This window comes from Spartinivicinus marinus (assembly GCF_026309355.1).
Lineage (GTDB): Bacteria > Pseudomonadota > Gammaproteobacteria > Pseudomonadales > Zooshikellaceae > Spartinivicinus > Spartinivicinus marinus.
The window spans coordinates 2,284,909-2,310,745 of record NZ_JAPJZK010000001.1 but is presented as its reverse complement, the minus strand read 5'-3'; the positions used below and the strand labels follow the sequence as shown (position 1 = coordinate 2,310,745).

At 37.0% G+C, this 25,837-nt stretch carries 31 protein-coding genes and 1 pseudogene; 21 read left to right on the top strand and 11 right to left on the bottom strand.

The genetic code is table 11. From position 1 onward, the window contains the following. The first annotated feature begins 594 nt into the window (after positions 1 to 594). Positions 595 to 2,364 carry an alkaline phosphatase D family protein gene (locus OQE68_RS10455; protein ID WP_180566506.1) on the top strand — a complete coding sequence of 590 codons (1,770 nt, stop codon included), beginning with the start codon at positions 595 to 597 and terminating at the stop codon, positions 2,362 to 2,364. 122 nt (positions 2,365 to 2,486) lie between these two features. On the opposite strand, the gene OQE68_RS10450 is transcribed toward OQE68_RS10455, so the two are convergent. Next, a complete protein-coding gene (locus OQE68_RS10450) occupies positions 2,487 to 2,987 on the bottom strand; it encodes a superoxide dismutase family protein (protein WP_180566505.1) in 501 nt (166 codons plus the stop codon). Positions 2,988 to 3,340: 353 nt separating this feature from the next. Between OQE68_RS10450 and OQE68_RS10445 the strand changes: the two genes are divergently transcribed. Next, positions 3,341 to 4,360: a beta/gamma crystallin-related protein gene (locus OQE68_RS10445; RefSeq protein ID WP_180566504.1), complete on the top strand. Its 1,020-nt coding sequence runs from the start codon at positions 3,341 to 3,343 to the stop codon at positions 4,358 to 4,360. 25 nt (positions 4,361 to 4,385) lie between these two features. On the opposite strand, the gene OQE68_RS10440 is transcribed toward OQE68_RS10445, so the two are convergent. From OQE68_RS10440 to OQE68_RS10425, 4 genes are all read right to left on the bottom strand, one after another. Beyond that, a complete protein-coding gene (locus OQE68_RS10440; RefSeq protein WP_180566503.1) occupies positions 4,386 to 5,294 on the bottom strand; it encodes a chemotaxis protein in 909 nt (302 codons plus the stop codon). A 100-nt stretch (positions 5,295 to 5,394) separates the two neighbouring features. Further along, positions 5,395 to 6,375, bottom strand: coding sequence for an alpha/beta hydrolase (locus OQE68_RS10435; protein ID WP_180566502.1), 981 nt, complete (start codon positions 6,373 to 6,375; stop codon positions 5,395 to 5,397). Positions 6,376 to 6,501: 126 nt separating this feature from the next. Continuing rightward, on the bottom strand, positions 6,502 to 7,299 hold the full coding sequence (locus OQE68_RS10430; RefSeq protein WP_180566501.1) for a substrate-binding periplasmic protein: 798 nt from the start codon (positions 7,297 to 7,299) through the stop codon (positions 6,502 to 6,504). 4 nt (positions 7,300 to 7,303) lie between these two features. After that, positions 7,304 to 8,098 carry a substrate-binding periplasmic protein gene (locus tag OQE68_RS10425; protein ID WP_180566500.1) on the bottom strand — a complete coding sequence of 265 codons (795 nt, stop codon included), beginning with the start codon at positions 8,096 to 8,098 and terminating at the stop codon, positions 7,304 to 7,306. Positions 8,099 to 8,278: 180 nt separating this feature from the next. Between OQE68_RS10425 and OQE68_RS10420 the strand changes: the two genes are divergently transcribed. After that, on the top strand, positions 8,279 to 9,364 hold the full coding sequence (locus OQE68_RS10420) for an alkane 1-monooxygenase (protein WP_180566499.1): 1,086 nt from the start codon (positions 8,279 to 8,281) through the stop codon (positions 9,362 to 9,364). Positions 9,365 to 9,591: 227 nt separating this feature from the next. Further along, positions 9,592 to 9,957 carry a hypothetical protein gene (locus OQE68_RS10415; protein ID WP_180566498.1) on the top strand — a complete coding sequence of 122 codons (366 nt, stop codon included), beginning with the start codon at positions 9,592 to 9,594 and terminating at the stop codon, positions 9,955 to 9,957. Between the two features lie 108 nt (positions 9,958 to 10,065). Here the strand turns inward: OQE68_RS10415 and OQE68_RS10410 are convergent, their stop codons facing one another. The 5 genes from OQE68_RS10410 to OQE68_RS10390 form a co-directional block, all read right to left on the bottom strand. Beyond that, positions 10,066 to 10,296: a tail fiber assembly protein gene (locus OQE68_RS10410; protein ID WP_180566497.1), complete on the bottom strand. Its 231-nt coding sequence runs from the start codon at positions 10,294 to 10,296 to the stop codon at positions 10,066 to 10,068. Positions 10,297 to 10,312: 16 nt separating this feature from the next. Then, positions 10,313 to 10,933, bottom strand: a complete 621-nt coding sequence (locus tag OQE68_RS10405) for a hypothetical protein (RefSeq protein ID WP_180566496.1) — start codon at positions 10,931 to 10,933, stop codon at positions 10,313 to 10,315. Positions 10,934 to 10,937: 4 nt separating this feature from the next. After that, positions 10,938 to 11,462, bottom strand: a complete 525-nt coding sequence (locus OQE68_RS10400; protein ID WP_180566495.1) for a phage tail-collar fiber domain-containing protein — start codon at positions 11,460 to 11,462, stop codon at positions 10,938 to 10,940. Positions 11,463 to 11,658: 196 nt separating this feature from the next. Further along, entirely contained in the window at positions 11,659 to 12,351 is a 693-nt protein-coding gene (locus OQE68_RS10395; protein ID WP_180566494.1) for a phage tail protein I, read from the bottom strand. 143 nt (positions 12,352 to 12,494) lie between these two features. Continuing rightward, a complete protein-coding gene (locus OQE68_RS10390) occupies positions 12,495 to 12,698 on the bottom strand; it encodes a hypothetical protein (protein ID WP_180566493.1) in 204 nt (67 codons plus the stop codon). A 67-nt stretch (positions 12,699 to 12,765) separates the two neighbouring features. Here OQE68_RS10390 and OQE68_RS10385 point away from each other — a divergent pair, with 67 nt between their 5' ends. Then, positions 12,766 to 13,050: a hypothetical protein gene (locus OQE68_RS10385; protein ID WP_180566492.1), complete on the top strand. Its 285-nt coding sequence runs from the start codon at positions 12,766 to 12,768 to the stop codon at positions 13,048 to 13,050. Between the two features lie 106 nt (positions 13,051 to 13,156). Here the strand turns inward: OQE68_RS10385 and OQE68_RS10380 are convergent, their stop codons facing one another. Then, positions 13,157 to 13,786 carry a LexA family protein gene (locus OQE68_RS10380; protein WP_180566491.1) on the bottom strand — a complete coding sequence of 210 codons (630 nt, stop codon included), beginning with the start codon at positions 13,784 to 13,786 and terminating at the stop codon, positions 13,157 to 13,159. Positions 13,787 to 14,400: 614 nt separating this feature from the next. On the opposite strand from OQE68_RS10380, the gene OQE68_RS10375 reads away from it, so the two are divergent. The 16 genes and pseudogenes from OQE68_RS10375 to OQE68_RS30815 all read left to right on the top strand — a co-directional run. Then, positions 14,401 to 14,775, top strand: a complete 375-nt coding sequence (locus tag OQE68_RS10375; protein WP_180566490.1) for a hypothetical protein — start codon at positions 14,401 to 14,403, stop codon at positions 14,773 to 14,775. 355 nt (positions 14,776 to 15,130) lie between these two features. Continuing rightward, complete coding sequence (locus OQE68_RS10370) at positions 15,131 to 15,430, top strand: lipocalin/fatty acid-binding family protein (RefSeq protein WP_180566489.1); 300 nt, start codon at positions 15,131 to 15,133, stop codon at positions 15,428 to 15,430. Between the two features lie 154 nt (positions 15,431 to 15,584). Beyond that, entirely contained in the window at positions 15,585 to 16,124 is a 540-nt protein-coding gene (locus OQE68_RS10365) for a hypothetical protein (RefSeq protein WP_180566488.1), read from the top strand. After that, positions 16,124 to 16,699, top strand: coding sequence for a phage baseplate assembly protein V (locus OQE68_RS10360; RefSeq protein WP_180566487.1), 576 nt, complete (start codon positions 16,124 to 16,126; stop codon positions 16,697 to 16,699). Before OQE68_RS10365 ends, OQE68_RS10360 begins: the two co-directional genes overlap by 1 nt. After that, entirely contained in the window at positions 16,699 to 17,034 is a 336-nt protein-coding gene (locus OQE68_RS10355; RefSeq protein ID WP_180566486.1) for a GPW/gp25 family protein, read from the top strand. The genes OQE68_RS10360 and OQE68_RS10355 overlap by 1 nt, the downstream gene beginning before the upstream one ends. Beyond that, the gene (locus tag OQE68_RS10350) at positions 17,031 to 17,951 is read left to right on the top strand and encodes a baseplate assembly protein (protein ID WP_180566485.1); all 921 of its coding nucleotides are present in this window, start codon (positions 17,031 to 17,033) and stop codon (positions 17,949 to 17,951) included. Before OQE68_RS10355 ends, OQE68_RS10350 begins: the two co-directional genes overlap by 4 nt. A 26-nt stretch (positions 17,952 to 17,977) precedes the next feature. Continuing rightward, positions 17,978 to 18,619 carry a phage tail protein I gene (locus tag OQE68_RS10345; RefSeq protein ID WP_180566484.1) on the top strand — a complete coding sequence of 214 codons (642 nt, stop codon included), beginning with the start codon at positions 17,978 to 17,980 and terminating at the stop codon, positions 18,617 to 18,619. 20 nt (positions 18,620 to 18,639) lie between these two features. Continuing rightward, entirely contained in the window at positions 18,640 to 19,638 is a 999-nt protein-coding gene (locus OQE68_RS10340) for a phage tail protein (RefSeq protein ID WP_180566483.1), read from the top strand. Position 19,639: 1 nt separating this feature from the next. After that, positions 19,640 to 20,077 carry a hypothetical protein gene (locus tag OQE68_RS10335; protein ID WP_180566482.1) on the top strand — a complete coding sequence of 146 codons (438 nt, stop codon included), beginning with the start codon at positions 19,640 to 19,642 and terminating at the stop codon, positions 20,075 to 20,077. 17 nt (positions 20,078 to 20,094) lie between these two features. Continuing rightward, positions 20,095 to 21,060, top strand: a complete 966-nt coding sequence (locus OQE68_RS10330; RefSeq protein WP_180566481.1) for a phage tail protein — start codon at positions 20,095 to 20,097, stop codon at positions 21,058 to 21,060. Between the two features lie 76 nt (positions 21,061 to 21,136). Then, entirely contained in the window at positions 21,137 to 22,297 is a 1,161-nt protein-coding gene (locus OQE68_RS10325; protein WP_180566480.1) for a phage tail sheath subtilisin-like domain-containing protein, read from the top strand. Beyond that, positions 22,297 to 22,821: a phage major tail tube protein gene (locus OQE68_RS10320; protein ID WP_219339883.1), complete on the top strand. Its 525-nt coding sequence runs from the start codon at positions 22,297 to 22,299 to the stop codon at positions 22,819 to 22,821. The genes OQE68_RS10325 and OQE68_RS10320 overlap by 1 nt, the downstream gene beginning before the upstream one ends. A gap of 206 nt (positions 22,822 to 23,027) precedes the next feature. Further along, positions 23,028 to 23,276 (top strand): phage tail assembly protein, encoded by a 249-nt coding sequence (locus tag OQE68_RS10315; protein WP_180566479.1) that lies wholly within the window; start codon positions 23,028 to 23,030, stop codon positions 23,274 to 23,276. After that, entirely contained in the window at positions 23,276 to 23,425 is a 150-nt protein-coding gene (locus OQE68_RS10310; RefSeq protein WP_353618514.1) for a GpE family phage tail protein, read from the top strand. The genes OQE68_RS10315 and OQE68_RS10310 overlap by 1 nt, the downstream gene beginning before the upstream one ends. Then, complete coding sequence (locus OQE68_RS10305; RefSeq protein WP_180566478.1) at positions 23,418 to 25,436, top strand: phage tail tape measure protein; 2,019 nt, start codon at positions 23,418 to 23,420, stop codon at positions 25,434 to 25,436. The genes OQE68_RS10310 and OQE68_RS10305 overlap by 8 nt, the downstream gene beginning before the upstream one ends. Further along, positions 25,423 to 25,836: pseudogene (locus OQE68_RS30815) on the top strand (phage tail protein); the annotation flags it as partial. The gene OQE68_RS10305 and the pseudogene OQE68_RS30815, both read left to right, overlap by 14 nt. Position 25,837: the final 1 nt, after the last annotated feature.

The following is a 25,837-nucleotide window of genomic DNA, read 5'->3' as shown; positions in this document are numbered from 1 at the left end:
TATAAGAAGAAACAAAAATATTACAATGGAATCTACATTTTACGCTAGATTATTAAGATAGGGCGTGTGGGCTAATGGAGTTAGGGCTTTGAGGGTTGTTATGCTCGTTATAATTTGTACTTTTATACCTTAGCCTTTGAGATTAACTTTTATCTCTAACCTGTGTTTGAGTTATTTGAAATTAGACTTTAGTATATCTGCATCGCACAATTTTTATTATTTGTAGGATTCATGTGTAAAAATGTTACAGATTTATACGCTTTTAATATGGAGCGATTGTTCAAAATAGGTGCTTTTGTGTCGAAAATGTTCGTAATAGATTCCTATTATAAATCACATTTAGTTGTAAAAATTAACTAACATTCATCCATAGCTAAAGATCCATAGCTAAAGAATAGTCAAGGTTAGGCATATCCATTTGGCTGCGGGCAAGTGCGTGAATATTTTCTTAAGAAGGTTCTAATATTAAATTGATTATTTACCTTAATAATAGGTTAATAATTACCTGCTATTTATTGTGTCTAAACTCAGAATGGCAGGTTTGAGCTTTCTGAATGATTTTTGCAATTACAAAAATAATAAAAAGGAAAAATTATGTCTGTCAATGTTAGCCGGAGAAGCTTTGTAAGTTTGCTTGGGGGAGTAGTTACCGCTCCTTATTTGTTGACAATAAATAATTTAAAAGCGGATACACCTAATGAGTCAATTGAAAACTATGCAGTTAGCACCTTACCTGATAATACTACGGTAGACTCTGATCTTGCTAATACAGTATTTCCATTATCTGTGGCCTCTGGTGATCCAAGTGATACAGGTATTATTCTTTGGACTAGGCTGAGTCCAACAGAGTTTAAGCCTTATGAGCCATTGTTTTTTGAAATTTATGCGGATCCCAAAGCAGAGTTGTTACTGGTTCAAGGACAAGTGGATACTCAATTAGTGCAGTTCACTGACTTTACAATAAAAGTTGATTTATCTGGTCAATTGCAGCCAGCTACAGGCTATTACTACCGGTTTATTTATAAAGGAGTGAGCAGTCGTATAGGTAGGTGTAAAACGCTTCCTGCATCTTATCAAACGGTAGATAAAATTAACTTTGCGGTATTAACCTGTCAAGATTATACCAATGGTTATTATAATGCTTATTATGAGTTGTCAAATATTCATGAAATAGATTTTGTCTTACATTTAGGTGATTTTATTTATGAAAGCATTGGCGACAAACGTTTTCAAACAGATAAATATACAGATAGAAAAATTAAATTAAATCATGATTATTCAGTGGCGATGAATTTAGATGATTATCGGACTATTTATCGTACTTATCGACAAGATCCCTGGTTGAGACAAGCATTGGAAAATCATAGCTGGATTATTACAACCGATGATCATGAAATAGCTAATGACTGCTATTGGGATTACCAGCAAGATGCTTTAGGCGCGCCAGACCATCCTTATACTAATAGCTCAGAGTTTGTTACTAACCGACTTGATCATTTACGGCAGTTGAAGTTGTCAGCACAACAAGCTTGGTGTGAATATACACCGACGCGAATTAAGCTAAACCCAAATACGACACACCCTCATCGTTATAGTCAGATTTATCGTCAATTCCAGTTTGGCAATTTAGTTAACCTGTTTATGTTGGATACCCGCACTTATCGGACTGCACAGCCTTGCGGTCAAGGCGATGTGTTTGAAAGATATCTACCAATAGGCTGCACGAATGGTACTAGTCAAGCAAATACCATGTTTGGCAGCCAACAAAAAGACTGGCTATATAGTGGCCTGGCAAGTAGTCGCTGTCGATGGCAAGTATTAGGCAATCAAACCTTTATGGGACGTTTGGCTGCTACTTTACTTGGTCAGGAGCTGGCGCCTTTTTCAGTTGATGGTTGGGATGGCTATCAAGCTGAAAGACAACAATTAGCGGAGTTGTCTCAGCATTATGATATTGATAACTTGGTGGTATTAACTGGGGACTTGCATGCCAGCATAGCGTCTTATTTGAAAGTTAACTACTCTAAATCATTGAATTGGAACTGGAATAACCTTGCAGGTGTTGAGTTTATGACGCCTGCTGTGACTTCCGCAGGATTAATAGAAGGCGCTAGCCGACTACTAAAATATAAAGTTAAGCGGCCGGAAGTAGTAAAACTATTAAGTGAGGCTGCAGTTAGACTAAATAATCCTCATATTAAGCGTTTTAACGCTAATGATCATGGCTTTGCTACTATTGAGTTTGGTCAGTCACACTGTGAGTGGCGGGTTTATAAAGTAGATAAGGAGCAACGACAATCTGCTGGAAAGCAATTAACAATGAAAGTTACTAAATATGATGGAGTGCCTTGGTTGTATAGTTAATATACTCTTGCCAAGATGTAATTATAGTTAGCTACTAACTATTGTGTTATTTAGACAGTTATCATTTAGACAATAGTCTCGTAGCTAACTAATATGTGTTTATAAGTGACAGCAATAATTAATTACTTGATAATGGCACAGGCAAGCCTACCACCAGAGCCGCCAATAGGTTGGCTGGTATGATCATCTTTATTAGCATGAATAATCAATGCTGATCCATCTTCATCCAGTAGTTTTGCTGGGCCTTCCTTAAGCTGAACCATATGGCTATACAACTCTACTTCAACGCTACCATCTTGGCTAACAATCAGGTTGGGTAAGTTACCTTCATGAGGGCCTTTGGGGTTCAAATAACCATGAGGTTTCTTATGCGGGTCAATATGGCCTTCTGCTGATTTAAAAGTAGCCAGGTCACTACAATCCCCTTTACGATGAAAGTGCATACCATGGTAGCCTGGTGGTAAACCTTTCGCCTTAATATTGATCAATACCCCTTCTGTACCTTGCTTTATAGCAACATTGCCAATTGTTTTGCCTTGGTTATTGATGATAGGGAAGTCTGCCCCTGCCAAGATACTTGATGAATAACAAATGGCCAGAGGTAAAAGTATTTTTTTCAACATAAGTAATAACACCCTTTAAGATTTTTGAAAAACAAGCACTGTAACTGTTGTGGAAGTGGTTTTTGTTCTTATTTACCTATTATGGCACTGAGTTGAGAATAGTAGACAATAAATATCATTAATATATTTGATAGAAATATATAACTAAGTCGCTATACCTTTCACTTTGGGGCATCAAAAAGCTTCGGCTCATTTTTTTGCAAGCTGAAATTCAAATTAAGGTTCAATTAATCATAGCCAATTATTCTTATTGCAGGTTTACAGAGAGTATCTGCCAATGCTCTGATACACGGCGCATTTGGTGTAAGTTGAAAGCTTAAGGCAAGTAGTCATCTTATCGGGAGTAGCAGCTGATGCAAAAAACTAAATTTTTTCTGAGTATACCTGTTATTACAAGTCTGATTGGTTGTGTAGTTGAGCCGCAAGCTGTTGCGTGGGAATACTATGAGCAGCAAAATGCACAATATACTACTCAGTCTAGCTACCAAGCTAGTCCACCAAAACCTAAAAGAAAGCGCGTTACATTATTTAGGCATTGTGATTTTCAGGGTAATTATGCAGACTTGAAACGAGGAAAATATAATTTAGCAAAGCTTAATCGTTATGGTGTATTAAATGATGATGTGTCGTCCCTTTATGTACCATATGGATATCAGGTGACTTTATATGAGCATGATAATTTTCAAGGTCGAGCTATTACCCTGACAGGCAATGATCGTTGTCTTGTGAATAATGGTTTTAATGATAAAGTTTCTTCATTAATTATTAGTAAGGTTCGTCACGCCCCTCAACCACAGCAACCGTATAGACCTTATGACCCTAATTTAGTGACTGCTTATCAACATTGTAAGTTTAAGGGGTACCGTTCATCTTTGCGCCCAGGATACTATAACTTGCAACAGTTACGGCGGCTTGGAATAAAAAATGATGATATTTCTTCATTTAGTGTACCAAGAGGCTATGAGGTGACACTATATGAACATGATAACTTTAAAGGCCGGTCTATTACCTTACAAAATAGTGATAAATGTTTAGTTAATAATGGATTTAATGATAAGTTGTCATCTATATTTGTGCGAAAAGTAAGCAATTCATGGCCAATTACATCCAAGCCGCCTGCAACAGTTTATCAGCATTGTAATTTTGATGGTTATGGAGTTCGTTTAGCGCCTGGTCACTATAACTTACGTCAGCTAAAAGGGTTAGGTATTAGAAACGATGATTTATCATCTATCAGAGTACCTTATGGTGTTTCAGTCACTCTATATGAGCATGATAACTTTAGAGGGCGGGCTTGGCGATTAAACTCAGACACCAGCTGTCTGGTTAGCAGAGGGGCCAATGATCAGGTGTCTTCTATAGTGGTTGAATAGATTATAAAGATGGAATAGGTAGCGCTTATTTTTTAGTAAGCGCCTCAATGACCATATTTGCTAGGTCATTAGTTACAAATTTAGTTAAAGCTGCATTGGCACCACACCGTGTAGCATTAACTGCACTGACTGTAGTAGCTAAAGACGTATGTAATAAAATATAGATTGAGGATAATTCTTCGTTAGCATTTCGTCTAATTTCTTGAGTTAGAGTGTAGCCGTCCATGGTGGGCATTTCGATGTCTGAAATAATCATATCAACCCGTTTGTTATGGGCAGCCAAATCATGAATTTTTTCAATGGCCTGTTTCCCGTTGCAAGTTAGCAAATACTGCACACCTATTGATTTAAGTGTATTGGCAACTTGTTTGCGGGCCATGGATGAGTCATCAACTGCTACTACAAGTTTATTTTTTAAAATTTGTTTGTATTCGTAAGGAAGTTCATTAATCAGTTGGGTATTATAATCTGGTGTGGGAATTACCTCATTTATTACTTTCTCGACATCAATTATTTCTACCATTTCCTCATTTAGCTTGGTAATTCCAGTAATGTAAATATTGTTACCCATGGCAGCAGGAGGAGGGAGAATATCATGCCAGCTACAGTTAATTATTCGGCTAACATGGTTTACCAGAAAACCTTGTATAGAGCGATTTAATTCGGTAATGATGATTGATTCTTTTCTATCAGCTGTTTGAATATGTGATATACCTAGTGCTTGAGTTAGGTTGATTACAGTAAAAGGAATACCTCGTAGCTTAGCAATGCCTATTACAGCAGGGTGGGAAAAAGGTAATTTAACTAACCTTTGAGTTGGAATGACTTCTTTAATTTTAAGAACATTAATACCAAATAATTGCTTGTTTGTTAACTGAAAAATTAATAGCTCTTGCTGGTTTAGAAATGAGGATTGTTGAACTGAATTGAGCATGTGAGTCGTCTATCCCTGACTGATATTGACTATAAGTAGCCCAGATCTCGTAGGCAATGGGTATAACTATATTTTAGCAGTTATACCTTGTGTGTAGGATTTATCCGAAGCGTTCAGTGTGACTGGTTGTAAATAAAATGTCTTTTAGATAATCAAAGTATTCTGTTCTAATTGAACTACTTTCATTTACCAAATGATGCTTGGCCGATGGGAGATAAAATACAGTTGGGTTGCTGAAAAGCTTTTGTAAAACAGGAATATTATATTGCCAGTCAACAGTTTGATCATCTTTGCCCTGTATTATTATGGGAGATAAAGAAGAAGACGGCATGTGTTCTATTCGTTTTATCCACTCTCGAAGAGCACCTAACCATTTTACAGATGAATGGCTAGGCTGGAGAGGATCTTGATGTTTTACAAAGTGTAAAAATGCTTCATCATGAGAATTTGGAGCAAAACTGCGTTTTACATTGCTAAGTAATGAGCCTAAAAATCGATGAGCCAGCTCAATCATCCCCCAGTTTTTTGGACGGATAAGGGGAGCAAATAAAACAACTTTGCTGAAAGGGCAGTTATTGGGCGTGAATTTTTCGGTTAAAAGATAATCAGCTATAACCGCGCCACCGGTACTTTGCCCTAAAAGAAACCAGGGGTTTGGAGTGGAGTTAGTTGCAATGTTGATACACTGTTTTAAGGCAGTGACGTAGTCTGTAAAGTCAGCAATGCAGGCTCTATTACCTGAAGATAAGCCATGTCCTGGTAAATCAAAGCAAACGACATTCAAATGTTGATCTAATAAAAACTTAATTAAATTGCCATATAGTCCAACATGATCATAATAACCATGCACAACAAATGCTGTGCCTTGGTTTGAATCTTTCCAGTAGTAATGGCAGGCTACTCGGTAGTGAATGGAGTCAAAATAGCCCATGTTATGATTGATTTCAGGGTTTTCAGTGTCAAAATCTATCCCATAAAAAGCACTATACTGTTGCTCTACTTCTGTAAGTGGCTGAGGATTAGCCAGGTGAAGTGGTTTAAGTTGAGCGCATAATTGCTGGTTAATAACTGGGTGTTGCATTATGACACCTGATTTGCGTAATTGGCTGAAATGGCATAGATACTATTCAAACATATGTTTGAAATGGTTGCAAACCATACCGCCTCTATAATATCTTGAGTTTTAATGTTGTTGATGAATAACTTGTTAGCGAACAACATTAAGTTCCAACTCTTCTCTGGTGGGTACTGCTACGCCATATTTTGTGTAGATTGCTTCCATCTTACCACTTTGGTGTAAGTCAGTTATGGTCTTATTTAGCTTTTTCAGTAAACTCTGTGCTTGAGGCCACTTTTTGCTTACTGCCACATAAAAATAGCCTACAGTTCCAATTGTTTTATCAATGTAGCCTATGTTGTTAAACAAAGGGCTATAGCGTTGTTTTAAGTAGTTGCAGGTATCTTGATTGCAAGTAATTAAATTTACTCTGTTATTAATTAAATTTTTTAAGTGTTGAAATTCTGGAGTGTCATTAGCTTGTATGCTTCGTCCTTGAATTAACTTATTAGCTAATGCTTGCAGGAAGACTTTAGGATAGCCATAGCCATCAGTATAACCAATGATATAGTGTTTTAAAGCATCCAATTGCTGCCACTGTATTTTGTCAGCTCTTCTTTTAAAAAAGACAGATCTAAATTTTGCTATGATTCTAGAGTAAAGCAGGTGTTTTGCTCGTTCTGGCTTATTAACCAAAGTATATACTATGGCTACTTCACCATTTATAACCATTTTATAGGCTCTTTTCCACGCTGTTTGTCTTACATGTGGATTATAGCCCATTTGTATTAAAGCGGTATTGATTAGCTCATAAGTGCTACCTTTTTTCTGTCGTTTATTATCTAAAAAATGATAAGGGGGGTAGTTGTCAAAAACAGTAGGTAGTAAGGTTTTAGCATAATTGATTTGATTGCCAAAAACTAAGCTGAAAAACAATATGTATAACAATAACCTATTCTTTTTCATTTTTTATTAAATTAGTTAATTCGGCAGCTTTATATTTTGTTAAGATGGCTTTTCGCTTCCCTTGTTTTTTGAAGTTTCTATAGGCCGCATTAAATTGTTTTAATAATTTTTCTGAATTTGGCCAAGCTTTGCTAATGCCTGCATGGAATGAGCGGATAGGGCCAATAGGTTTAGGTATATAGTCAATTACTGCTTGCCACTCGGGGTTATTTCTTAAGTGAAATAGGCAAACATTAACTTCACATATAATAAGGTCTATTCGATCATTATATAAATTTTTGAGATGCTGTAATTCGGGGTGTTCTAATGCAGGAGACTTTCTTGCAATAAACGCTTTATTTGCTATGGCACGTAAGAAACTACTGTGATAATTGTATCCATCAGTATAACCAATACGGTAGTTAGCCAAATCTGCTAATGTTTCCCACTGTATCTGTTTTGATTTTTTTTTGAAAAAAACATCCGCAATAGGAAGAATCATGTCGGTGAAGTAAAACTCCCGCTTCCTTTGTTCATTTTGAGTAAAAGTAAATAATATAGCAGCTTTACCTTGAGCGGCTGTATGGTAAGCACGCTTCCATGGCAAAGTTCGTACATTAGGCTGGTAGCCCATATCACTGACAACGCCAGTGATAATTTCGTAACTGATGCCGTGCATGTTACCCTGCTGATCGACATAGTTAACAGGAGGGAAGTTGGCAAACAATAAAGGTAGCTGTTCAGCTAAAGCTGACTGATAAACCAAATTAATAAATAGTAAAAATAGAGTTATTTTCGCCACAGACAGCTCTCTTTTGCATAAACAACAATGCTATGAGTAGGCTCAAGGTTAAGGATAGCAAGTTTGAAGAGTTAAGGTTGCTATAAATACTAAGGTTTACTTAGATAAGTCATAAGATAGTTATAATTTAAATGTACCCTTAACTTATAATAAAAAATAATTATAACAATGGAGTGTTATATGCAAAAACCGGTCAACTTCTGTTTACCTTATGTTGTGGCTATTGTACCTGGGTTATCTTTTGCTATTGGTGGTTGGGGATATGGAATTTTTCTGGCTGTTTATCTTGGGTTTCCCTTGCTTGACTTTTTTATAGGTAAAACCTTACGTAATCCTTCGTCTGATGAAGAAGCGGTACTGAGAAAACAGTGGCGTTACGCTGTTATTTTGTGGGGGTATGGGTTAATTCAGCTGGGCTATTTAGTCGCTGGTTGTTACTTGGTTGAGCAGCGACAGAGTTGGTTCGATACCTGGTTTTTTGCAATGAATACGGGGCTGCTAATTGGGGCTGCCAGTATTACGGTTGCCCATGAGTTGATCCATAAAACCAACCGCTTTGAGCGAGGTTTAGGTGGTTTTATGCTGGCATTGGTTTGCTATGGTACTTTCAAAGTGGAGCATGTGCGTGGTCATCATGTTAATGTGTCTACCCCAAAAGATGCGTCTTCTGCCCGACTTGGGCAGTCTATTTACCATTTTGTACCTCAAGCGATGATACGTAATGTTGTAAATGGTTTTCGTTTGGAGGCAAGTCGATTACAGCGTAAAGATTTATCCCCTTTGCATTGGCGCAATGAAGTGCTGGGTTGGACATTGTTAAGTGTTGTAGTTGCTGTTGCTTGCTTACTGTTAACAGGTATTCATGGCTTGGTTTTCTTTTTGGTCAGTAGTTTTTTTGCTGTGCTGGCTTTAGAAATTGTCAATTATGTTGAGCATTATGGTTTAGAGAGGAGGCAGCTTGATAATGGTCGGTATGAGCGAGTAAGCCCACTGCACTCCTGGAATGCCAGTGAAAAACTGGCTAATGCCGGCATTTATAATTTGCAGCGACATTCTGATCACCATGCATTCCCAAGCCGTCGCTATCAAATACTGCGTCACTATGATCAAAGCCCCCAGCTACCCACCAGCTATGGTGGTATGATTATTTTGGCTTTGTTTCCACCTCTATGGCACAAAGTGATGGACCCATTGGCCAAACAACATATGGAAAAGCTGTGTCAGTCTGAACCTGATCCGGTGGATTTTGAATATAAAATAGGATAGGTCTACATCTGCTATTTGATGTTTGGTTTGTTTATAAACTGATGGCTATGTTTAGATAGTGAGCACATATTAATATGTCTGTTGTTACTGTTTGACCAGTGGTTGTGATTCATTCAGAATCTGCTGTCCGATAATACATTGATGGTCGTGTTATTTTGAAAGAGAGTAGCTGTAAATAGCCCTCAGAATCAAAGATGTAGACCATCAACAAGAGGTTGAGCAGTAAGATGAAAAAAGCAAATGTTCTGACAATGGCAACGCTATCTCTATTAATAGGTGGTTGTACAACAACAGGAAATTTCAATATACCCGAGAATAGTGAACTGTATATTTATAACCGAGCAGAGCCTGTAGAAGTGCAAGATAATGGTGATGTTACTACCAGACCATTTTTTTGGACAGCCGCAGGCATACCACCAGGTGGTGGTATTCCTTATCGGTTAGAGCAAAATGGACAAGTGATTAAGCAGGGTAGATTGCGTACCAAGTTTAGGGTTGTATCAGCGTTCTGGCCGCCTTTTGCGGCAATTTATTGGCCAATGGGCTTTAACTCAGATATTACATATGATTTGGTAAATGATACGCAAGAATAAAACTGACTTTTAGTTAGGTGGTTTTTCAACAATAGGATATCTTCCATTTACTGTTGATATCCTGTTGCATTTTTATCGGTATCCTAAAAAAACTTCATGAAATATTTTTTATAATTTTGGCATTTCCGGCCATACAACTTCATCAGGGTTAGAGTAAGTTTGTGGAATTTCCCTGAGTTTTTGGCGGTAGACTTTAAACGCTTTAATATTGGGTGGTGTATCCGCAAGTTGAGTCCAGTCAGTTTTAGAAAGTAGTTTGTTACGTTTCGCACGAATCATAGCCCATTGTATTTTTTTTATTTCTTCTGGGCTTGGTAAAGGAATATTATTTTGACTCATTTTTACTGCTCCCTATTTAATTAAAATTTATATTTTTAGCCAGGGATAGCTTTGCTATAAGGTCACCATTTTCAAATAATCGGCCATTACCTACACGCATAGTATCAATGCTAATAGTTGTGTAATAACAGTTTGGAAGAAAAATTCGTAACACTACATTACCTTTACTATCTTTATAAGCTTCAGGTGACATATTGCCATGATTATCCATAGAAATTAAATCTAGATTTGTTTTATAACAGTAGCCAGCAATAGTTTCATTTATAATTGAAGCGGATCCATAGCTGTAACCACGAATATTAAACCAAAACATTTCACTGTGCTTGTTAATATTCAAGGGCGTTTTAAAGTGCACATAAACATTATCTGTTGTACCTAGATCTTCAATAGGAAGATCTCCTGCTGAAGATATATAGTTAGCGTCATGAGTTGAGTATATATGTCCCTGGAAAATATTAGATTTGAAAACCCCGTGTTTATTTATATCTCCCAGAATATCTCTTTGCTCTCGCCAAGTATCAAACTTTGATTCGGCATCTTGTAAGAGTTGGTCAATCTGACTAATTTTACCATCCACGATGCTTGTTAATTTATTCGACGCCTCAACCAGACGACTAATATCCTGTTCTAATGCCATAAGACTAAATTATTCCTTTTTCCAATAAAATAAATTTTTGTTTGATATATCGATACATATTAGTTATTTCAGCCGTTGCTAGTTTAGCGAGCTCGGGAGCGATTAGAATATTCAAGTCTACCCCTTGGTCTTTTATGATCACCTTATTGGCAGGCAACGCTGTTAATGCCAAATCAAAGGCCAGCAGTAAATCAACCTCTGGTGATTTATAGGCCAGCGCTTTAGTTGGATGTGAATAGACGGCAAATAAAGTACCATCATCTAAGTAAAACCCAACTTCTTTTACCCAATAACTTTTGTTGCTGTCTTCAAGAATATTAAGGTGCAACTGGTGACTATCGACTTTTCTGCCACTGGCTATGCCTATGGTATTTTCTGCTTGTTTTAATCTGGTTTGATTAGACTTGGGTGTATAACCTGCTGTGCCTAAACTGACTTTGGTAATTTTGGCTGCTAAGCCATTATTATCTGCATTAAATACAGCTTGTAACCCCCGGTCAGTAATTACCGGAGTGAGTATTGTGCTCACACATTTTTCTCCTTTCTATTTATGGCCTATGATTGTTAAAAATACTGCTTATGCCCCGCTTCCTAACCTTCATCCCCACAGGGGAGAAGGGGCTTGGTTCTGAGTAGATATTCCCTCAAGGAAAAAATGAACTTGATTTATGAAATCGCTAACTCTCTAAATATGCCTATTATGAATCATTTTTTTGATCTAAAAATCATTCGCGAAGAGTATAGTATCTTGCCACACTCATGGGACGCTTCGTCAGGTGAAATATTGCACTTAAGTTATTTTTATAACTTGAATGTTCGACTTGTAATTGACAACTGCTGCGGCCAACTTGTTGCCAGCCACTACTTACACTGCCGACAAGAAAAGTATTTTGTAGTCTGGCACCAGTATATAGCTGATATTGGCTTCGTTCCGGTTTGACTTTATCGATTGCCTGTTTAATTGCCCGGTATAGTTCAGGGTTTAAAAAATAGTCGTGGCTGGTATAAGGGTTTTCGTTAGCCCAGGCGATTAAAATAAAAGTATGAGGTTTGGGTTGATTATTATTTTCAAAAAGGGGGGCAATACTTATATCATCACAGTCTTGAAACCACTCGATAAAATCCAGCGAAACCCCTAATGGTTTAACTGCACGCTTTACTGCTCCTACCGTACCTTTATAACGATGCACTGAAATAGCTTGTTGAATTTTTTCCCGTTTGGTTCGCTCTGTCCAATTATGATCCCAGGAATCAACTGATAAAGACCAGGCAAACCAAGGTAATAGCTCGCTGGGGCAGGTTGCGGGGTTCCATAGGTTGCCTAATTCTGAAGGTACTTCAGTTGCTCTGGTGATAATCGTTTCTAACTTCCGTTCTAGCGGATCAGTGTTAGGAGGTAGTAGGTGTTTATTCTCCATACAGTAACTTTGTCTCCAATAAGTTAATTTGCTGTAGGAGGTTACGGGAATTAAAGCTAAACAGTCAGGTGAAAAATTTCACCTGATATCAGTTGCTATAAAAGGCTAAGCTAAGCCTGAAGTGAACAACTTAAGAGGAGTAGTCAGTCATCTTGTACAGCTTTTTCTTTATTGGTCATAATACGTACGATCAATCTGGCAAATACAGTCAATAAAATAAGTGGGTAGCCTAAGCTAATGTTGCCAGCAAATCGTAGCGCAGCTGGGTCTTGGAATAATTGATAGGCAAAAATACCAATGCCCGCAATGCCTGAAAGAACGGCGAGTGTGCCAAGTAGTGTTTTCATCTTACAGCCCAAAGTATCATAATAATGGATAGATATTATACTGTCTTGACCATGTAGGAGAAATGACTTGTTACAACTAGGACCAAACCTGATTCAGTTTCAAGCAGCTAAAGAGTTGTCTGAGCACTGTCCGGCAGCAAAGGAAATTCAACAAGAGCTAGTCAATATTAATCAACAAACAGGAATAAAGTGGGTATTTGCAAATGGTTTTTGGGATCAGACAAAAAACAAATGCAGTGTGATTTATCACCACTCAAGTGAGCCTGTCAATGAAGAGTACCAGCTCACTGTGTTTGCGAAACAAACTGAGAATGGCTGGCAAGTTAGTCATCAACTTAAGCAGCCTAATTGAAAGCATGGTTAATTAGTAAATATTTTAAAACTTAAAGTTTTAATTTGATTAGTGGTCAATGAGTGAAGTTATTTCTGATTTTGTTCATAGACCACTAGTGCTGTATCTAAAGTGCCCGGCCAGTAAAGATAACCTTTCCTACAATTGAACAGGTGCCTTTCATTGGAATAATTTTGTCTGGCCAGTCTGGATTAAGTGGTTTTAAGAAGTGATGGCCATCTTCAATAATCAGTTGCTTAAAAGTGGCCTCATTTGACTCATCCAATCTAGCGACTATGAAAGAGCCGCTATGGCAATGTGCCTCGGGGTCAACAAATAATAGGTCCCCTTCATGAAATACAGGCTCCATGCTAATGCCTTGCACTCGTAGTACGAAGGTTTGGTCACTACACTTTACTGGACATGGAATCAAATCTGCGTCATTAGCATCAACTTCGAAAATAGGCTGCCAGCTGCCTGCTTGAACCCAGCTAATAAGCGGACAAAGGCCTTTTTCCCGGTATGGTGCGCTCTGATCAATAGCACTTTCTAGCCAAAAGGGTGGGTTAATACCATATTGTAACCACTCTGGTGATACGCTTAACGCCTTTGCTAGTTTTTTAGTAGACCTCGGCTGTTGGGTAATTCCATCTTCAATTTTATAGATAGCCGTTTGTGAAATGCTCACTAACTCAGCTAGCTCTTCTTGGGTTAGACCCAAGTGCTCCCGTGCTTGTTTTAATCGTTTGCCAATCATAGGTTATAACTTTTTGTGGTAGCGAAATTCAAATTTAGGTAGCATCGTACAACTTATAGTTGTATAATAAGTGCTGATGATGCTCATTGGCAATATTGATATTAACATTAATACAGAGATATTTGCTTGAGCATACTTTGTAAGAAGTTTTCTATAACTTATTTATAACCTATGAGGCACTATATTGAAAGATTAAGTATATCTAAAAGTTGTTAAAACAAGGAGAAATTAACAATTGCTAACTCAAAAGGAAGTAACGTGTAATAAAAAGACTAGTGAAATATCTGGGCTAGCGTCTATGTAGTAGCTAATGCAATGAAACAAACATTCGCAAAGGGTATACCTGTCTGTAACTTTCATATTGTATAGGTTTAAACAGACATTGAGTTGCTAATCAATTGCCTAAAAGGTTGTTCAAATCCACCTTACCATTTCACTTTTTAAAATGGGATTCCATAATTATTAAGTGGCTTTGTGTCAGGTGATAGTTTGAGAGAGCTGTAAAGACATCCTTGTTTTGGGTGCAGAACTAATTTAGATAAATGGTCAGTAGCCTGGATACCTGTACATTAAAAATCTTAATTTTTCTATAACAGCAACAACAAGAGAAAAACATGGGATACACATTAACACCACAAGACTTAAATGGTACTCTTGAAGAACTTGCCCAAGTTATAGGCGTATCTGCAGCTATTATGTTGGCACAACGCATGGGTGGTGCAAGAGTTTATATTCCAGAAACATCAAGGGAAGATCACCCGATAGCCCTAGCTATTGGTTATGATAATGCTAAAAAACTAAGTGAAAAATTTCCCGGTGAATATCTGGAAATACCAAGTAAATCAGCATTTCGTAAAGTAAGAAATAAGCTAATTTGCAGGTTATATATCGATGGAAAAACAGCTAATGCAATTGCCCCTTTGTTTGGTTTAACAAGAAGGCAAGTGTTTAATATCGTCAATGAGCATAAAGATTATACAGTGCATTAGATCAAGTATTGAACAAAATTACATATGAATTTTATATAGGCTAGTGGTTCGTGCAAAAATAAAGTAGCAATGCCTTTTCCCCCTATCTTCTCGTAGTATTGTTTATATTTGAGATACTGTCCCGCTAGTACTCTTAGTGCTTGAAAAACTATTCGTATTTTCCCTCTAAAAGTTAATTTTTTGGAGGGGATCTTTTAAAAAAAATAATAAAGAGTGAAATTTTTCACCTGATCAAAGCCAAAAACGCCTGCTAAGCTATATCAATGTAAGTAAAGAGTCTTAATAAAATGCAGTTGAATGAATAATACTTCGTGAGGCTTTTAATAAAATCATGCATGAAAAATAGGAACATACAATGAACTCGGTGGGACAAACTAATACACTAGAATCAACTCAGGTAAAGCACTGGCATTTAGATAGAACTGTAAGTATAACTCATATAATTAGTACAATTGCAGTAGTCGTATCATTATTTGCTTGGGGTGGATCAATTGATAAGCGTATTGATCAAAATGCGCAAACGATAAAACATTTAACAGAGTTGCAACAGCGCCAAGAAAATAGAATTGATGAAGTGAAAAGTGAAATAAGGTCTGATCTTAAAATCATAAATGGTAAATTAGATCGAATGATGGAATCAAGAATAAAAAAATAAATCATTTGGATTATATATTACCTTGCTAAGATTCAAAATTAGCTAACTAGCCTATTTTTTTGTAGTAGGTATCTCAGGAGAGATGGTTTGTTGCAGTTAAAAGGCAAAATAGCAATTGAAAAAGGTATTCATGACAAATATACGGTAAAATAATATGAAGCTCTCTACTATAACTAATAAAATTATTGAGTATATCGAACAAAATATCAGTGAAGTCGATAATGTTGGTAGCCAATCGGGTTTAGTATATGAAAGAAAACCAATTATCCTAACAGATATATTCCCAGCAATACGAATAGTGCCGAGACTGTTTAAACCAAAGCAGCAAGATCTCTTTAATTCGCAGGAGTATGAAGCAACCTATGCGTTGTATTATTATTATCAGGCCAAAGATGATTGGGCTGAGGATATGATTGCCTTGAATCATATAGATAAACTACTTCGTTTGATTAAATCAAGTAAGTGGGGTTTGGATATATTAACACCTGCGTTGAATATCACTGCTGCTGTTTTAAATATACATGAAACTAATGAGAAGCTGATTAGTGGCTGGAAAATTGAGTGGCAACACTTAATTCAGTTACCTCATGATAATCCAACGACAATTACACCAATAAACCCAGAAAACCTGTATATCAGTACTGATCGTGATGACTTTGGTATTGCTGAAAAATATAATGAGGTAAAGCATTAATGATAACAAATTTGCTTTATCGAGTATCTCAACTAGAAAGAAAACTGGCAAATACAGTCATTATCGGAACTATACATGATGTGGACTATGATGAGGCTTTAGTTAGAGTGGAGTCAGGCGATTTTATTTCAGGGTGGCTACCCTGGCTGACCACTCGAGCTCATAATGATACTGAATACTGGGCGCCAGAAGTGGGAGAGCAAGTAGTGATGTTTTCCCCTGATGGAGAGCCTGAGCAAGGTGTGGTATTACCTGCCTTATATCAACAGCAGTATGATAAGTTGGCTAACAATCCAGATATTCACATAAAAAAATATAAAGATCAGACCACTTTTTCTTATAACCGAAAAGATAAAAAATTAACAATTGCGATAGCAGCAGGTGGAAATACTGAACTAATAAGTGATGGAGGAATTAATATTAAAGGAGATGTCACTATTCAGGGTAATCTTAAGGCATCAGGCGATATTACTGATAAGACAAGAAGTATGGCAGCGGATCGAGAAGTATATAATGAACACACTCATAAAGTACCTGGCTGCAGTGAATCAAAACCAACAGGAAAAATACAATAATGATAGGAATGGATCGAAAAACTGGTAAGGAAAAAGGAGGTTTAGAACATTTAAAACAGTCTATAGTAGATATTCTAACCACTCCATTGGGTAGCCGGGTAATGAGAAGGAATTATGGTAGTAGACTCCATGAATTAATTGATGCTCCTTTAAATCAACAAACTATTGCGGCTTTTTATGCTGCTGTTGCTGATGCATTGGTTTTATGGGAGCCAAGATTTCGTTTGCAACAGGTTAGTTTAAAAAGTCTGACTAATAATAAAGCTCTGTTTGAACTCAAAGGTATATATTTGCCTGAGCAACAAGTTGTTACACTTGAAGGAATAGAAATATGACAACAGAAATTAATTTATCTCAACTACCATCACCAAATATTGTAGAGCAGCTTGATTATGAAGTTATTTTGCAGGAAATGGTTGATGACTTGCACAAAGATTACAGTGCAATTGTCGAGTCTGATCCCGCCTATAAAATACTGGAAATAGCTGCTTATCGTGAACTGTTAATTAGACTACGAATTAATGATGCAGCTCGTTCAGTAATGGTGGCTTATGCCAGAGGAGCCGATTTAGATAACCTAGCGGCTTTGATTGGCGTAGAAAGAAAAGTCATCCAAGAAGCTGATCCAAAAACTGAACCACCCAAGAAACTTATACTGGAAAGTGATGAAATACTGCGTCAGAGAATAATTTTAGGGCCAGAAGGGTTTAGTACTGCTGGGCCTAAAGGTGCTTACCGTTTTCATGCATTGGCTGCTTCAGATCAAGTGAAAGATGTTCATGTAACCGGGAAAGAAGATGAGCCAGGTACTGTTTACGTGACTGTGCAAAGTTATGAAGGTGATGGTAAACCAGATGAGGCGACTTTACAAAAAGTCACTAAAGTATTAAATGATGAAGATATTCGGCCACTAACTGATAAAGTAGTTGTTAAAGCAGTTGAGCCTATTCAATATAAAATTGAAGCTGATATAACCTTTTACTCCGGGCCAGATAGACAAGTAGTTTTACATGAATCTGAAAAGAGAGTAAAAGCATATGTTAAAGAACATCATTATTTAGGGCATGATATTACTGAATCAGGGATTTTAGCTGCTTTACATGTTCCTGGAGTCCAGAAAGTGCACTTAAAGACACCTGCTAATGGTATAAAAGTAGAACCTAACCGAGTTGCATACTGCAATCCTGGTGACCCAGAAAATCCAGAAGTTCCTTCAGATATTACAATAAATATTGTAGGGGTAGACCTATAACTTTTAAACAAATAAGTAGCTAACTAATGAATGAATCACTACTACCAGTTAATAGCTCTGATTTAGAAAAAAATATTGAGTTATTAATTAAACGAGCTGCAGAAGTTAATGTAGATTTCAGCAAATTATGGAACCTAGAAAAATGCCCTACAGAATATTTGCCTTGGTTAGCCTGGGCATTATCTGTTGATGAATGGGATAATGGCTGGGATGAACAGACCAAACGTAATGTAATCAGAGAGTCGATTAAAGTTCATCGGCAAAAAGGTACAATTGGTGCTTTAAAAAAAGCATTAGCTGCAACAGATGTCGATATTCAAATTGAAGAGTGGTTTAACTACGAAGACGAAGCAGAGCGAGTGCCAGGTACATTTAGGGCAAATGTATATAGTCGGTCTAGAGGTATCAATGAGTCTGAATATAACAATATAAAGCAAATAATTGAAAAAACAAAAAATGCTCGAAGTCAGTATGACTTGCGATTATATCTTGCTAATGAGTCAACAACTCCATATGTAGGCGTAGCAGCACAGAGTGGTAATACCACAACAGTTTATCCATTTATTATTAAAAATATAGAAAGCAATTTATGCTATTCAATAGCAAGTGGTTATCAGTCGGTTAATACTATTACTATATACCCAAAAGGTTATGCTCCAGTAGTTTGAATAAAAAGGAATCCAAATAATTGGAAAACAAATTTTATAGTATATTTACAGATATAGGTAAAACTCAGCTGGTAAATGCCACCGCATTAGGGCTGAAATTAAATATTTCAAAAATAAAAATAGGTGATGGAGGCGACGACAATGGTGCTGAGACTAACCCAAAAGAAACGGACACAGATATTGTACGTGGTCGATGGGAAGGGCCAATCAATGACCTGAAAAAGCACCCAAAGAACGATAAATGGCTAGTCACTGAAACAATAATTCCTGATACGGTGGGAAATTTCTACATTACTGAGTTTGGTTTGTATGATGACCAAGATAATTTGATAGTCATTGGGAAATACCCAAAAACCTATAAACCTACGCTTGAGGAAGGTAGTGCCAGTAGTTCTTATATTAAAGTTATTTTGGAGTTGGCGAATACTGATACAGTGCAACTGAAGGTTGATCCAACAGTAATGTTGGCATCTAAAGAATATGTGGATCAGGAATTGACTCTGCATAAGCAACAACCAAATCCACATCCGGAGTATCTTCGAAATAAAGAAAAGGCCACTGATGATGAAATTAATGCTGGATTAAATGATAAAAAATATATTACACCATTAAAGCTAAAGAGTAATTTCAAAAAGTTGTTGGGTTTGTATAAATCTAACCAAACTGAGATAAATAAGGGGGATGAAGATAATAAGTTTGTAACACCTAAGAAGATTAGCTGGGGATTTGCTGTTGAGCTTGGTAATAATGGTTATATAAAATTTCCATCTTGGCTTAGTGGTTTAATCATTCAATGGGGAGAAGGTACTGCAGGTCAATCTGGAGATTATACTGTCATATTCCCAATTTCTTTTCCGAATCATTGTAGCCAAATAGTCGGTATACATGAAGGAACTGGTTGCGCTGCGGTATTAGAAGTATTTAAGACAAAAACTAAGTCAAGTGTAACTCTTAGGTCATTAAATCATTTAAATCAGCCTGGAGCATGGGGCTTAAATTGGATTGCGATAGGGTATTAATATGAAATACGTACACTATGATAAATATACAGGGGAACTAATAGGTTTCTTTGATGACAAGATTCACAGAGATATACCAGAGCCTAATTTAAGAATTTCTCATGAAGAATGGCAAGACTCTATAAAATTAAAATATCTATATGTTGATTTTGGCACACTAAAATTAGTACAAAAAGAAAAGAAACTTTCTGATGAAGAAAAGAAAAATTATGCAAGACAATTGCGAGATAATGTAAGGTTTCAAGCTGATAAATTATATACTCCGACATATACAATTAAAGATGAAGCTCTTAAGCCATCTCAAAGAAAACAGTTAGAGGAGTATTGTTTAGAGCTTGCTAGATGGCCAAAACAACATGATTGGCCGAATATAGAATTTCCCATTCCTCCTGAATGGATGGAGCCAATACTTAATATTCCTGAATGGTCTCCAAATTAATAAAATTAGTAGGTATTATGGAAAAAAATAAATACTACAGCATTTTAACCAAAACTGGCCAAGCCCAGTTAACCAACACCGCTGCTTTAGGCAGTAAACTAAAACTACAAACGATAAAAATAGGTGATGGTGGTGATGATAATGGTAAAGAAACATCACCTAAAGAATCTGATATACAATTAATAAGAGAACGTTGGAGTGGTCATATTAATGACCTTTATGTAAACCCAGAAAACCAAAACTGGTTAGTAATTGAAGCAACTATACCAGATGACGATGGTGGTTTTTATATCACTGAATTTGGTGTTTACGATGATCAAAATAATCTAATTGCCATTGGTAAATATCCCAAAACCTATAAACCTAATATTACTGAAGGAAGTGGTAGTAGTTTATTTTTGAGAGTCATGCTACAGGTGTCCAATGCAAGCCAGGTAGATATGAAGGTTGATCCAGCAATTATGTTGGCTTCAAAAAGGTATGTGGATGATATATTAAATAGGCACGTAGTTGAGGCTCATAATAATCCAATACCGGTGCAACTATTCTTGCTTGGAAAACCAGAGATTTTAAAGATTTCAGAGAAAAATATTACTGATAAAGCTATTACTATGACTGATTATTCGATACCTTCTGGTGCTAAAGCTTTTATTGCTAATATTAGTACTTTTAATGATTATAATGGCATGTATGGAGCTGATGATCATTGTGTTCACTCCTTTGGTCGAAACAATGTTCATAGTGATCGTTTCTGGACAGCTTCTAATTATACTCCTGCACCATGGGATATAGTATCTCCTCTCAATGATGTATTAATTACGCATGAAGGGCAAAACGGTACAGACTGGAGATACGGTCACTGTCATGGGAGTCATATTATTCCTTTAACAAAAAAAGGCCTTATGAAAGCGAAACTAAACATGGGGACAACTGAAAATTTAATGCACCATATAGTAATGCAAATTTTTGGTTATTTTAAGTAAAGTGAAATATTTCACCTGACTAAATCAAAAAACAACAAGTAAAATAACAAACACAACAATAAACAAAGGAAATAAAATGTCTGAAAATTTTTTACATGGTATCGAAATTATAGAAGATAAAAGTGGGCCTCGTCCCATAAGAACGGTAAGAAGTTCTGTTATTGGTGTTATTGGTACAGCACCTGAAGCGAAGGAAGAAGACTTTCCTTATCATAAACCAGTATTGATTGCTGGCAAGCTAACCGAAGCGGCTGGTCTAGGGAAAACTGGTACATTGCCTGATGCAATTAAAGGTATTTTTGATCAAGCTGGTGCGGCAGTAGTGGTCGTACGGGTACCAGAACAAGCAGAAGCAGATGCACAAAAAGCTGAATTTTTAAAAGATATGTCTGATGATGGTGTACATTATCAGGGTATTATGACGATGGTCAGTGCAGAGTCTGTGTTAGGTGTGACTCCACGGATTTTGATTGCGCCTAAATTCAGCCAGCAATTTGATGTAGCAGATAAATTAAAAGTAGTTGCAGAGCGGTTGAGGGCAATTGCCATTGTTGATGGACCAAATACCAACGATGCTGAAGCTAAGCAATATGCTGAAAAGGTGTCTTCAGAACGGGTATATATGGTTGATCCTTTTGTTAAAGTATTTAATGCGGATACCAAGGCTTATGAAGAACAACCTATGAGCCCTCGTGCAGCAGGTGTCATTGCGCGAACTGACAATGATTCGGGTTTTTGGTGGTCTCCATCTAATCAGCAGATTAATGGTATTAATAATTTAGCACGAGCCGTTGATTTTACGTTAGGTGACACTAATTGCCGAGCTAATTTATTGAATGAAAAGCATGTCACTACTGTTATTCGTAAAGATGGTTTCCGTTTATGGGGCAACCATACAACAGGTAGAGAAGAGAAATGGCGATTCTTGTCTGTCCGTCGTACTGCAGACATGATTAATGAAAGCCTATTACGAGCACATATGTGGGCTGTGGACCAAAATATCACTACTTTGTATCTTGAGCATGTCTCAGAAGGAGTGAATAATTATTTGCGTGATTTACAGGCTAAAGGAGCGATTATTGGTGGTAGATGCTATCCAGATCCTGAGCTTAATTCTCCTGATAGTATTCAGAATGGTAAGGTATATTTTAATGTGGAATTCACCCCGCCTTACCCAGCAGAACATATTACATTTACATCGCGCTTAACCAATGAATATCTGGAGGAGTTAGTTTAATGGCATTAAGTGATAAATTTAGCATGCCAAAAGTGCTGCAAAATATGAACCTGTTTATTTCTGGTAAAGGATATGCAGGGCGAGTATCAGAAATTACGTTACCAAAGCTCACTATAAAAACGGAAGAGTATAGTGCTGGTGGTATGGACCTTCCCTTGAGTATTGATATGGGGATGGAAAAACTGGAATGTAGCTTTACTGTTCATGAATGTAACAAAAATATCTTTGACTGGTTTGAGTTAAATCACGATAAGAAAGAAAACCTTATTATTCGTGGTGCAATGGATCAAGGTGGTCAAGTTCATACGGTAGAAATTGTTTTATCGGGTGGCTTTAAAGAACTGGACATGGGAGGTTGGAAGCCAGGTGATAAAGCAGCAACCAAAATTCAAGCTGCACTACGCTATTACAAATTAACTATCGGTAGTGAAGTACTGGCTGAAGTTGATGTTGTCAACATGAAGCGTATTATCAATGGCAAAGACAAGTTGAAAGATATTAGAAAAGCGATTGGCTTGAGCTAAATAAATCTTCTTCCTGTTCTACCCCATACGACGAGTATATCATTAAAAGTCTCTTTTTTGTGGCGGGGTGTAAAGCTGCTTTAACCCTCTCTCCCCCGTGGGGGAGAAGGAACTAAGTTTAGAGTCCTTCTTTCTGTGCTCCCTTTGAGGGAAAAGACTAAAAACTAGAAACATTAAAAAACTATCATAACTATTTAGGTATTAAAATGAAAACGAAAATCGAACTGGCATATCCAATTACAACAGAAGGTGTTGAAGTTGATACTATTTACCTGCGCCGTCCACGAGCTAAAGATTTAAAACGGATGGAAGACTCTAAAGGTGGTGATATCACTAAGTCTATTGATTTAATTGCTGATTTAGCTGAACTAGCACCATCAGCGATAGAAGATCTTGATGCTGCGGACTTTCAAAAAGTAAATGAAGTGGTTGCTGATTTTTTGGGGCAACGGTAATTCCTGCTGATATCCATGGTGTATTAGCTGATCTGGCGGTGGTGTTTCATTGGCCGCCTTCAGAATTATGGGAGCTGGAATTATCTGATTTGATGATATGGCACGAAAAAGCAAAGGAACGAACAACACAGGAATATAACAATGACTGATGCAGTCACATCCGCATTAAATCAGCTCTTTGATAACAATATTGCAGCAGTCAATAAACAAGCACAAGCTGCTTCGAATAGTTTATCGAAGGGGTTAAATAATAGTTTTCAATCTATCAATAGAACATTAGAAACAAAGTTACCAAAAGTAAGTCAAACAATTGCTGAAACACTTAATCTGGAAAATAAATTAGTACAAAACTCGCTAGAAGGCATTTGGCAGGCTTCAGGTGGTGTTAATAATTTATTAACTAATACCACATCTGCTTTAAATAGTGTAAAAGATGCATTAATTGACTCTGTAACTAATGATATTGGTCCAGCGCTACTTGATAATGCGCAAGAGAGTGTAGCAACGAGTATTGCTGATAAACTAAGTATTAATACAGGTGTCGTGAATAATTTTGTTGGTGATATTAGACAAGCCATTGCTAATCCATTTGAGCTGGCAGAAAATTTTTCTGCAGTAGGTGAAAATCTGCAAAATGCTTTATCTGGGGACTCTGCTATTAGTTTATTGCAGTCTTTAGGTGATGCGCATTTACCTAAAGTTGGGCAGTCAATAGCCAATGCGTTAAGTTTGGATGAAAGCCTAGTAACCGGATCACTGGAAAGCATCTGGCAGGCATCTGGAGGGGCAGATAATTTAGTCAATAACTTTGAAGGCGCTTTCAGTGCAATCAAAGCAACGGCATATAATGAGCTGAAAGATGTTATTTCGCCAGCACTATTAGATAATGCACAAGAAAATTTATCTAATGCTATTGCTAATAAATTTAATGTTAATGCTGGTTTGGTAAATAGCTTTGTAGGTGATATTCGACAGGCTATAGGTAACCCTTTTGAACTGGGTGACAACTTAGCTAATGTTGGAGGTGCCATTGTAGAGCTGGGACAACAACATTTAGCAAGTTATGGAGAATCTCTGGCAAATAATACGGCAGCATTAATTAGTCGTAGAGCAAATCTGGTCAAGAATACCTTTGCTACTCAAGGCTTTTCAGCTGGAGTAAAATCATTAACCAGGCAATTTAGGTTGCTTAGTCGATTAGGCGTTTTAAAATTTAAAAGAACACTATCAACATTGGTTGGAGGAATTCGCCTAGCAACTGCACAATTCTGGTTATTTAATGCTTCTATTTTGGCAAACCCACTAGTGGCAATAATTGCAGGTATTGTTGCAGCTGTAGCTGTTGTTGGTGCGATTATCTATAAATACTGGGAACCTATTAAAGCTTTTATGTCAAGTATGTTTGATGGCTTGATTAGTGCACTTGGGCCTGTTAGACAAGCTTTAGCACCTATTTTCTCAGCTCTAGAACCTATTTTTTCAAGTATTGGCTCTGCTATTAATTGGATTGTTGATGCTTTTAGTAATTTATTTACGCCAGTTCAGTCCACTGCTGCAGAATTAGCTGCATTTGGCTCTATAGGTGAAAGTGTGGGTAATGTACTGGGTACAGTATTTACCTTTTTATTGACACCAATTGCGTTAGTTGCTGAAGGTATTGGTTGGTTGGGTGATAAAGTTTCTGCATTTGCTGATTTTGCCGGTGGTTTACTTGGTGGAATAGTAAGCTTTTTTGGTGGTGATGACGATGAGGATGAAGATAAAAAGGAAAAAGAATCTAATAAAAAAGCCAAAAAAGAACAGCAGGTTAAACAGCGAGTTAAGACGGTAGCTTCTCAAGTGACTACCGCTATTACCTCTGCAGCAGGTAATGTAGTAGACCTAAATAACTATCGAGTTGCGCAATCGAGTAATTATACTCAGCATGTATCGCTATCGAGCAATCAAAGTATAGGAAGCATTCATCCTCAACGGCAGAATGTAGTGCCTATTAGATCGCAGGCCACTAAAAATAATGTCGCAGTCAACGCACCAATTACGATTAATGCAACAGCTAACCAAAATCCACAAGAAATTGCTGCCATGGTAAAAGTAGAACTTGATAAACGAGAGCAACAAGCACAATTGAAACAGCGAGGGGCGCTCTATGACATCGGCTAATATAGAACAAAGCCTGGTGATGATGACTTTATCACGTCCAGGTAGTAAAGCAGAGTATTTTCATTTTTCTATATCGACGGCAGCCTATGATGACTTAACGATTACGGATAGTTATCGTTGGGCTACACAAGATAGAATTAGTTATTTACCCGCTACTCAATATTTGGGACCAGGATTAACAACAATTGCACTGAAAGGCATCATTTATACTCAACTTAATAAAAACAGTTATTTTTTACTAGATAAGCTACGAAACCTGGCGGGTAAAGGGGAGCCTTTTCTATTAAGCGCTGGTACTGGAAAAATACAAGGTCTTTATTTGATTGAATCTATAACTGACCAGCAAAATTTCTTTTTTTCTGATGGTTTACCAAGAAAGATAAGTTTTACTATTAATTTGA

Coding starts and splice junctions, on each gene's coding strand:
- OQE68_RS10455 (WP_180566506.1), top strand. CDS start 595: ATGTCTGTCAATGTTAGCCGGAGAAGCTTTGTAAGTTTGCTTGGGGGA.
- OQE68_RS10450 (WP_180566505.1), bottom strand. CDS start 2,987: ATGTTGAAAAAAATACTTTTACCTCTGGCCATTTGTTATTCATCAAGT.
- OQE68_RS10445 (WP_180566504.1), top strand. CDS start 3,341: ATGCAAAAAACTAAATTTTTTCTGAGTATACCTGTTATTACAAGTCTG.
- OQE68_RS10440 (WP_180566503.1), bottom strand. CDS start 5,294: ATGCTCAATTCAGTTCAACAATCCTCATTTCTAAACCAGCAAGAGCTA.
- OQE68_RS10435 (WP_180566502.1), bottom strand. CDS start 6,375: ATGCAACACCCAGTTATTAACCAGCAATTATGCGCTCAACTTAAACCA.
- OQE68_RS10420 (WP_180566499.1), top strand. CDS start 8,279: ATGCAAAAACCGGTCAACTTCTGTTTACCTTATGTTGTGGCTATTGTA.
- OQE68_RS10415 (WP_180566498.1), top strand. CDS start 9,592: ATGAAAAAAGCAAATGTTCTGACAATGGCAACGCTATCTCTATTAATA.
- OQE68_RS10410 (WP_180566497.1), bottom strand. CDS start 10,296: ATGAGTCAAAATAATATTCCTTTACCAAGCCCAGAAGAAATAAAAAAA.
- OQE68_RS10405 (WP_180566496.1), bottom strand. CDS start 10,933: ATGGCATTAGAACAGGATATTAGTCGTCTGGTTGAGGCGTCGAATAAA.
- OQE68_RS10395 (WP_180566494.1), bottom strand. CDS start 12,351: ATGGAGAATAAACACCTACTACCTCCTAACACTGATCCGCTAGAACGG.
- OQE68_RS10390 (WP_180566493.1), bottom strand. CDS start 12,698: ATGAAAACACTACTTGGCACACTCGCCGTTCTTTCAGGCATTGCGGGC.
- OQE68_RS10380 (WP_180566491.1), bottom strand. CDS start 13,786: ATGATTGGCAAACGATTAAAACAAGCACGGGAGCACTTGGGTCTAACC.
- OQE68_RS10375 (WP_180566490.1), top strand. CDS start 14,401: ATGGGATACACATTAACACCACAAGACTTAAATGGTACTCTTGAAGAA.
- OQE68_RS10370 (WP_180566489.1), top strand. CDS start 15,131: ATGAACTCGGTGGGACAAACTAATACACTAGAATCAACTCAGGTAAAG.
- OQE68_RS10365 (WP_180566488.1), top strand. CDS start 15,585: ATGAAGCTCTCTACTATAACTAATAAAATTATTGAGTATATCGAACAA.
- OQE68_RS10360 (WP_180566487.1), top strand. CDS start 16,124: ATGATAACAAATTTGCTTTATCGAGTATCTCAACTAGAAAGAAAACTG.
- OQE68_RS10355 (WP_180566486.1), top strand. CDS start 16,699: ATGATAGGAATGGATCGAAAAACTGGTAAGGAAAAAGGAGGTTTAGAA.
- OQE68_RS10350 (WP_180566485.1), top strand. CDS start 17,031: ATGACAACAGAAATTAATTTATCTCAACTACCATCACCAAATATTGTA.
- OQE68_RS10345 (WP_180566484.1), top strand. CDS start 17,978: ATGAATGAATCACTACTACCAGTTAATAGCTCTGATTTAGAAAAAAAT.
- OQE68_RS10335 (WP_180566482.1), top strand. CDS start 19,640: ATGAAATACGTACACTATGATAAATATACAGGGGAACTAATAGGTTTC.
- OQE68_RS10330 (WP_180566481.1), top strand. CDS start 20,095: ATGGAAAAAAATAAATACTACAGCATTTTAACCAAAACTGGCCAAGCC.
- OQE68_RS10325 (WP_180566480.1), top strand. CDS start 21,137: ATGTCTGAAAATTTTTTACATGGTATCGAAATTATAGAAGATAAAAGT.
- OQE68_RS10320 (WP_219339883.1), top strand. CDS start 22,297: ATGGCATTAAGTGATAAATTTAGCATGCCAAAAGTGCTGCAAAATATG.
- OQE68_RS10315 (WP_180566479.1), top strand. CDS start 23,028: ATGAAAACGAAAATCGAACTGGCATATCCAATTACAACAGAAGGTGTT.
- OQE68_RS10305 (WP_180566478.1), top strand. CDS start 23,418: ATGACTGATGCAGTCACATCCGCATTAAATCAGCTCTTTGATAACAAT.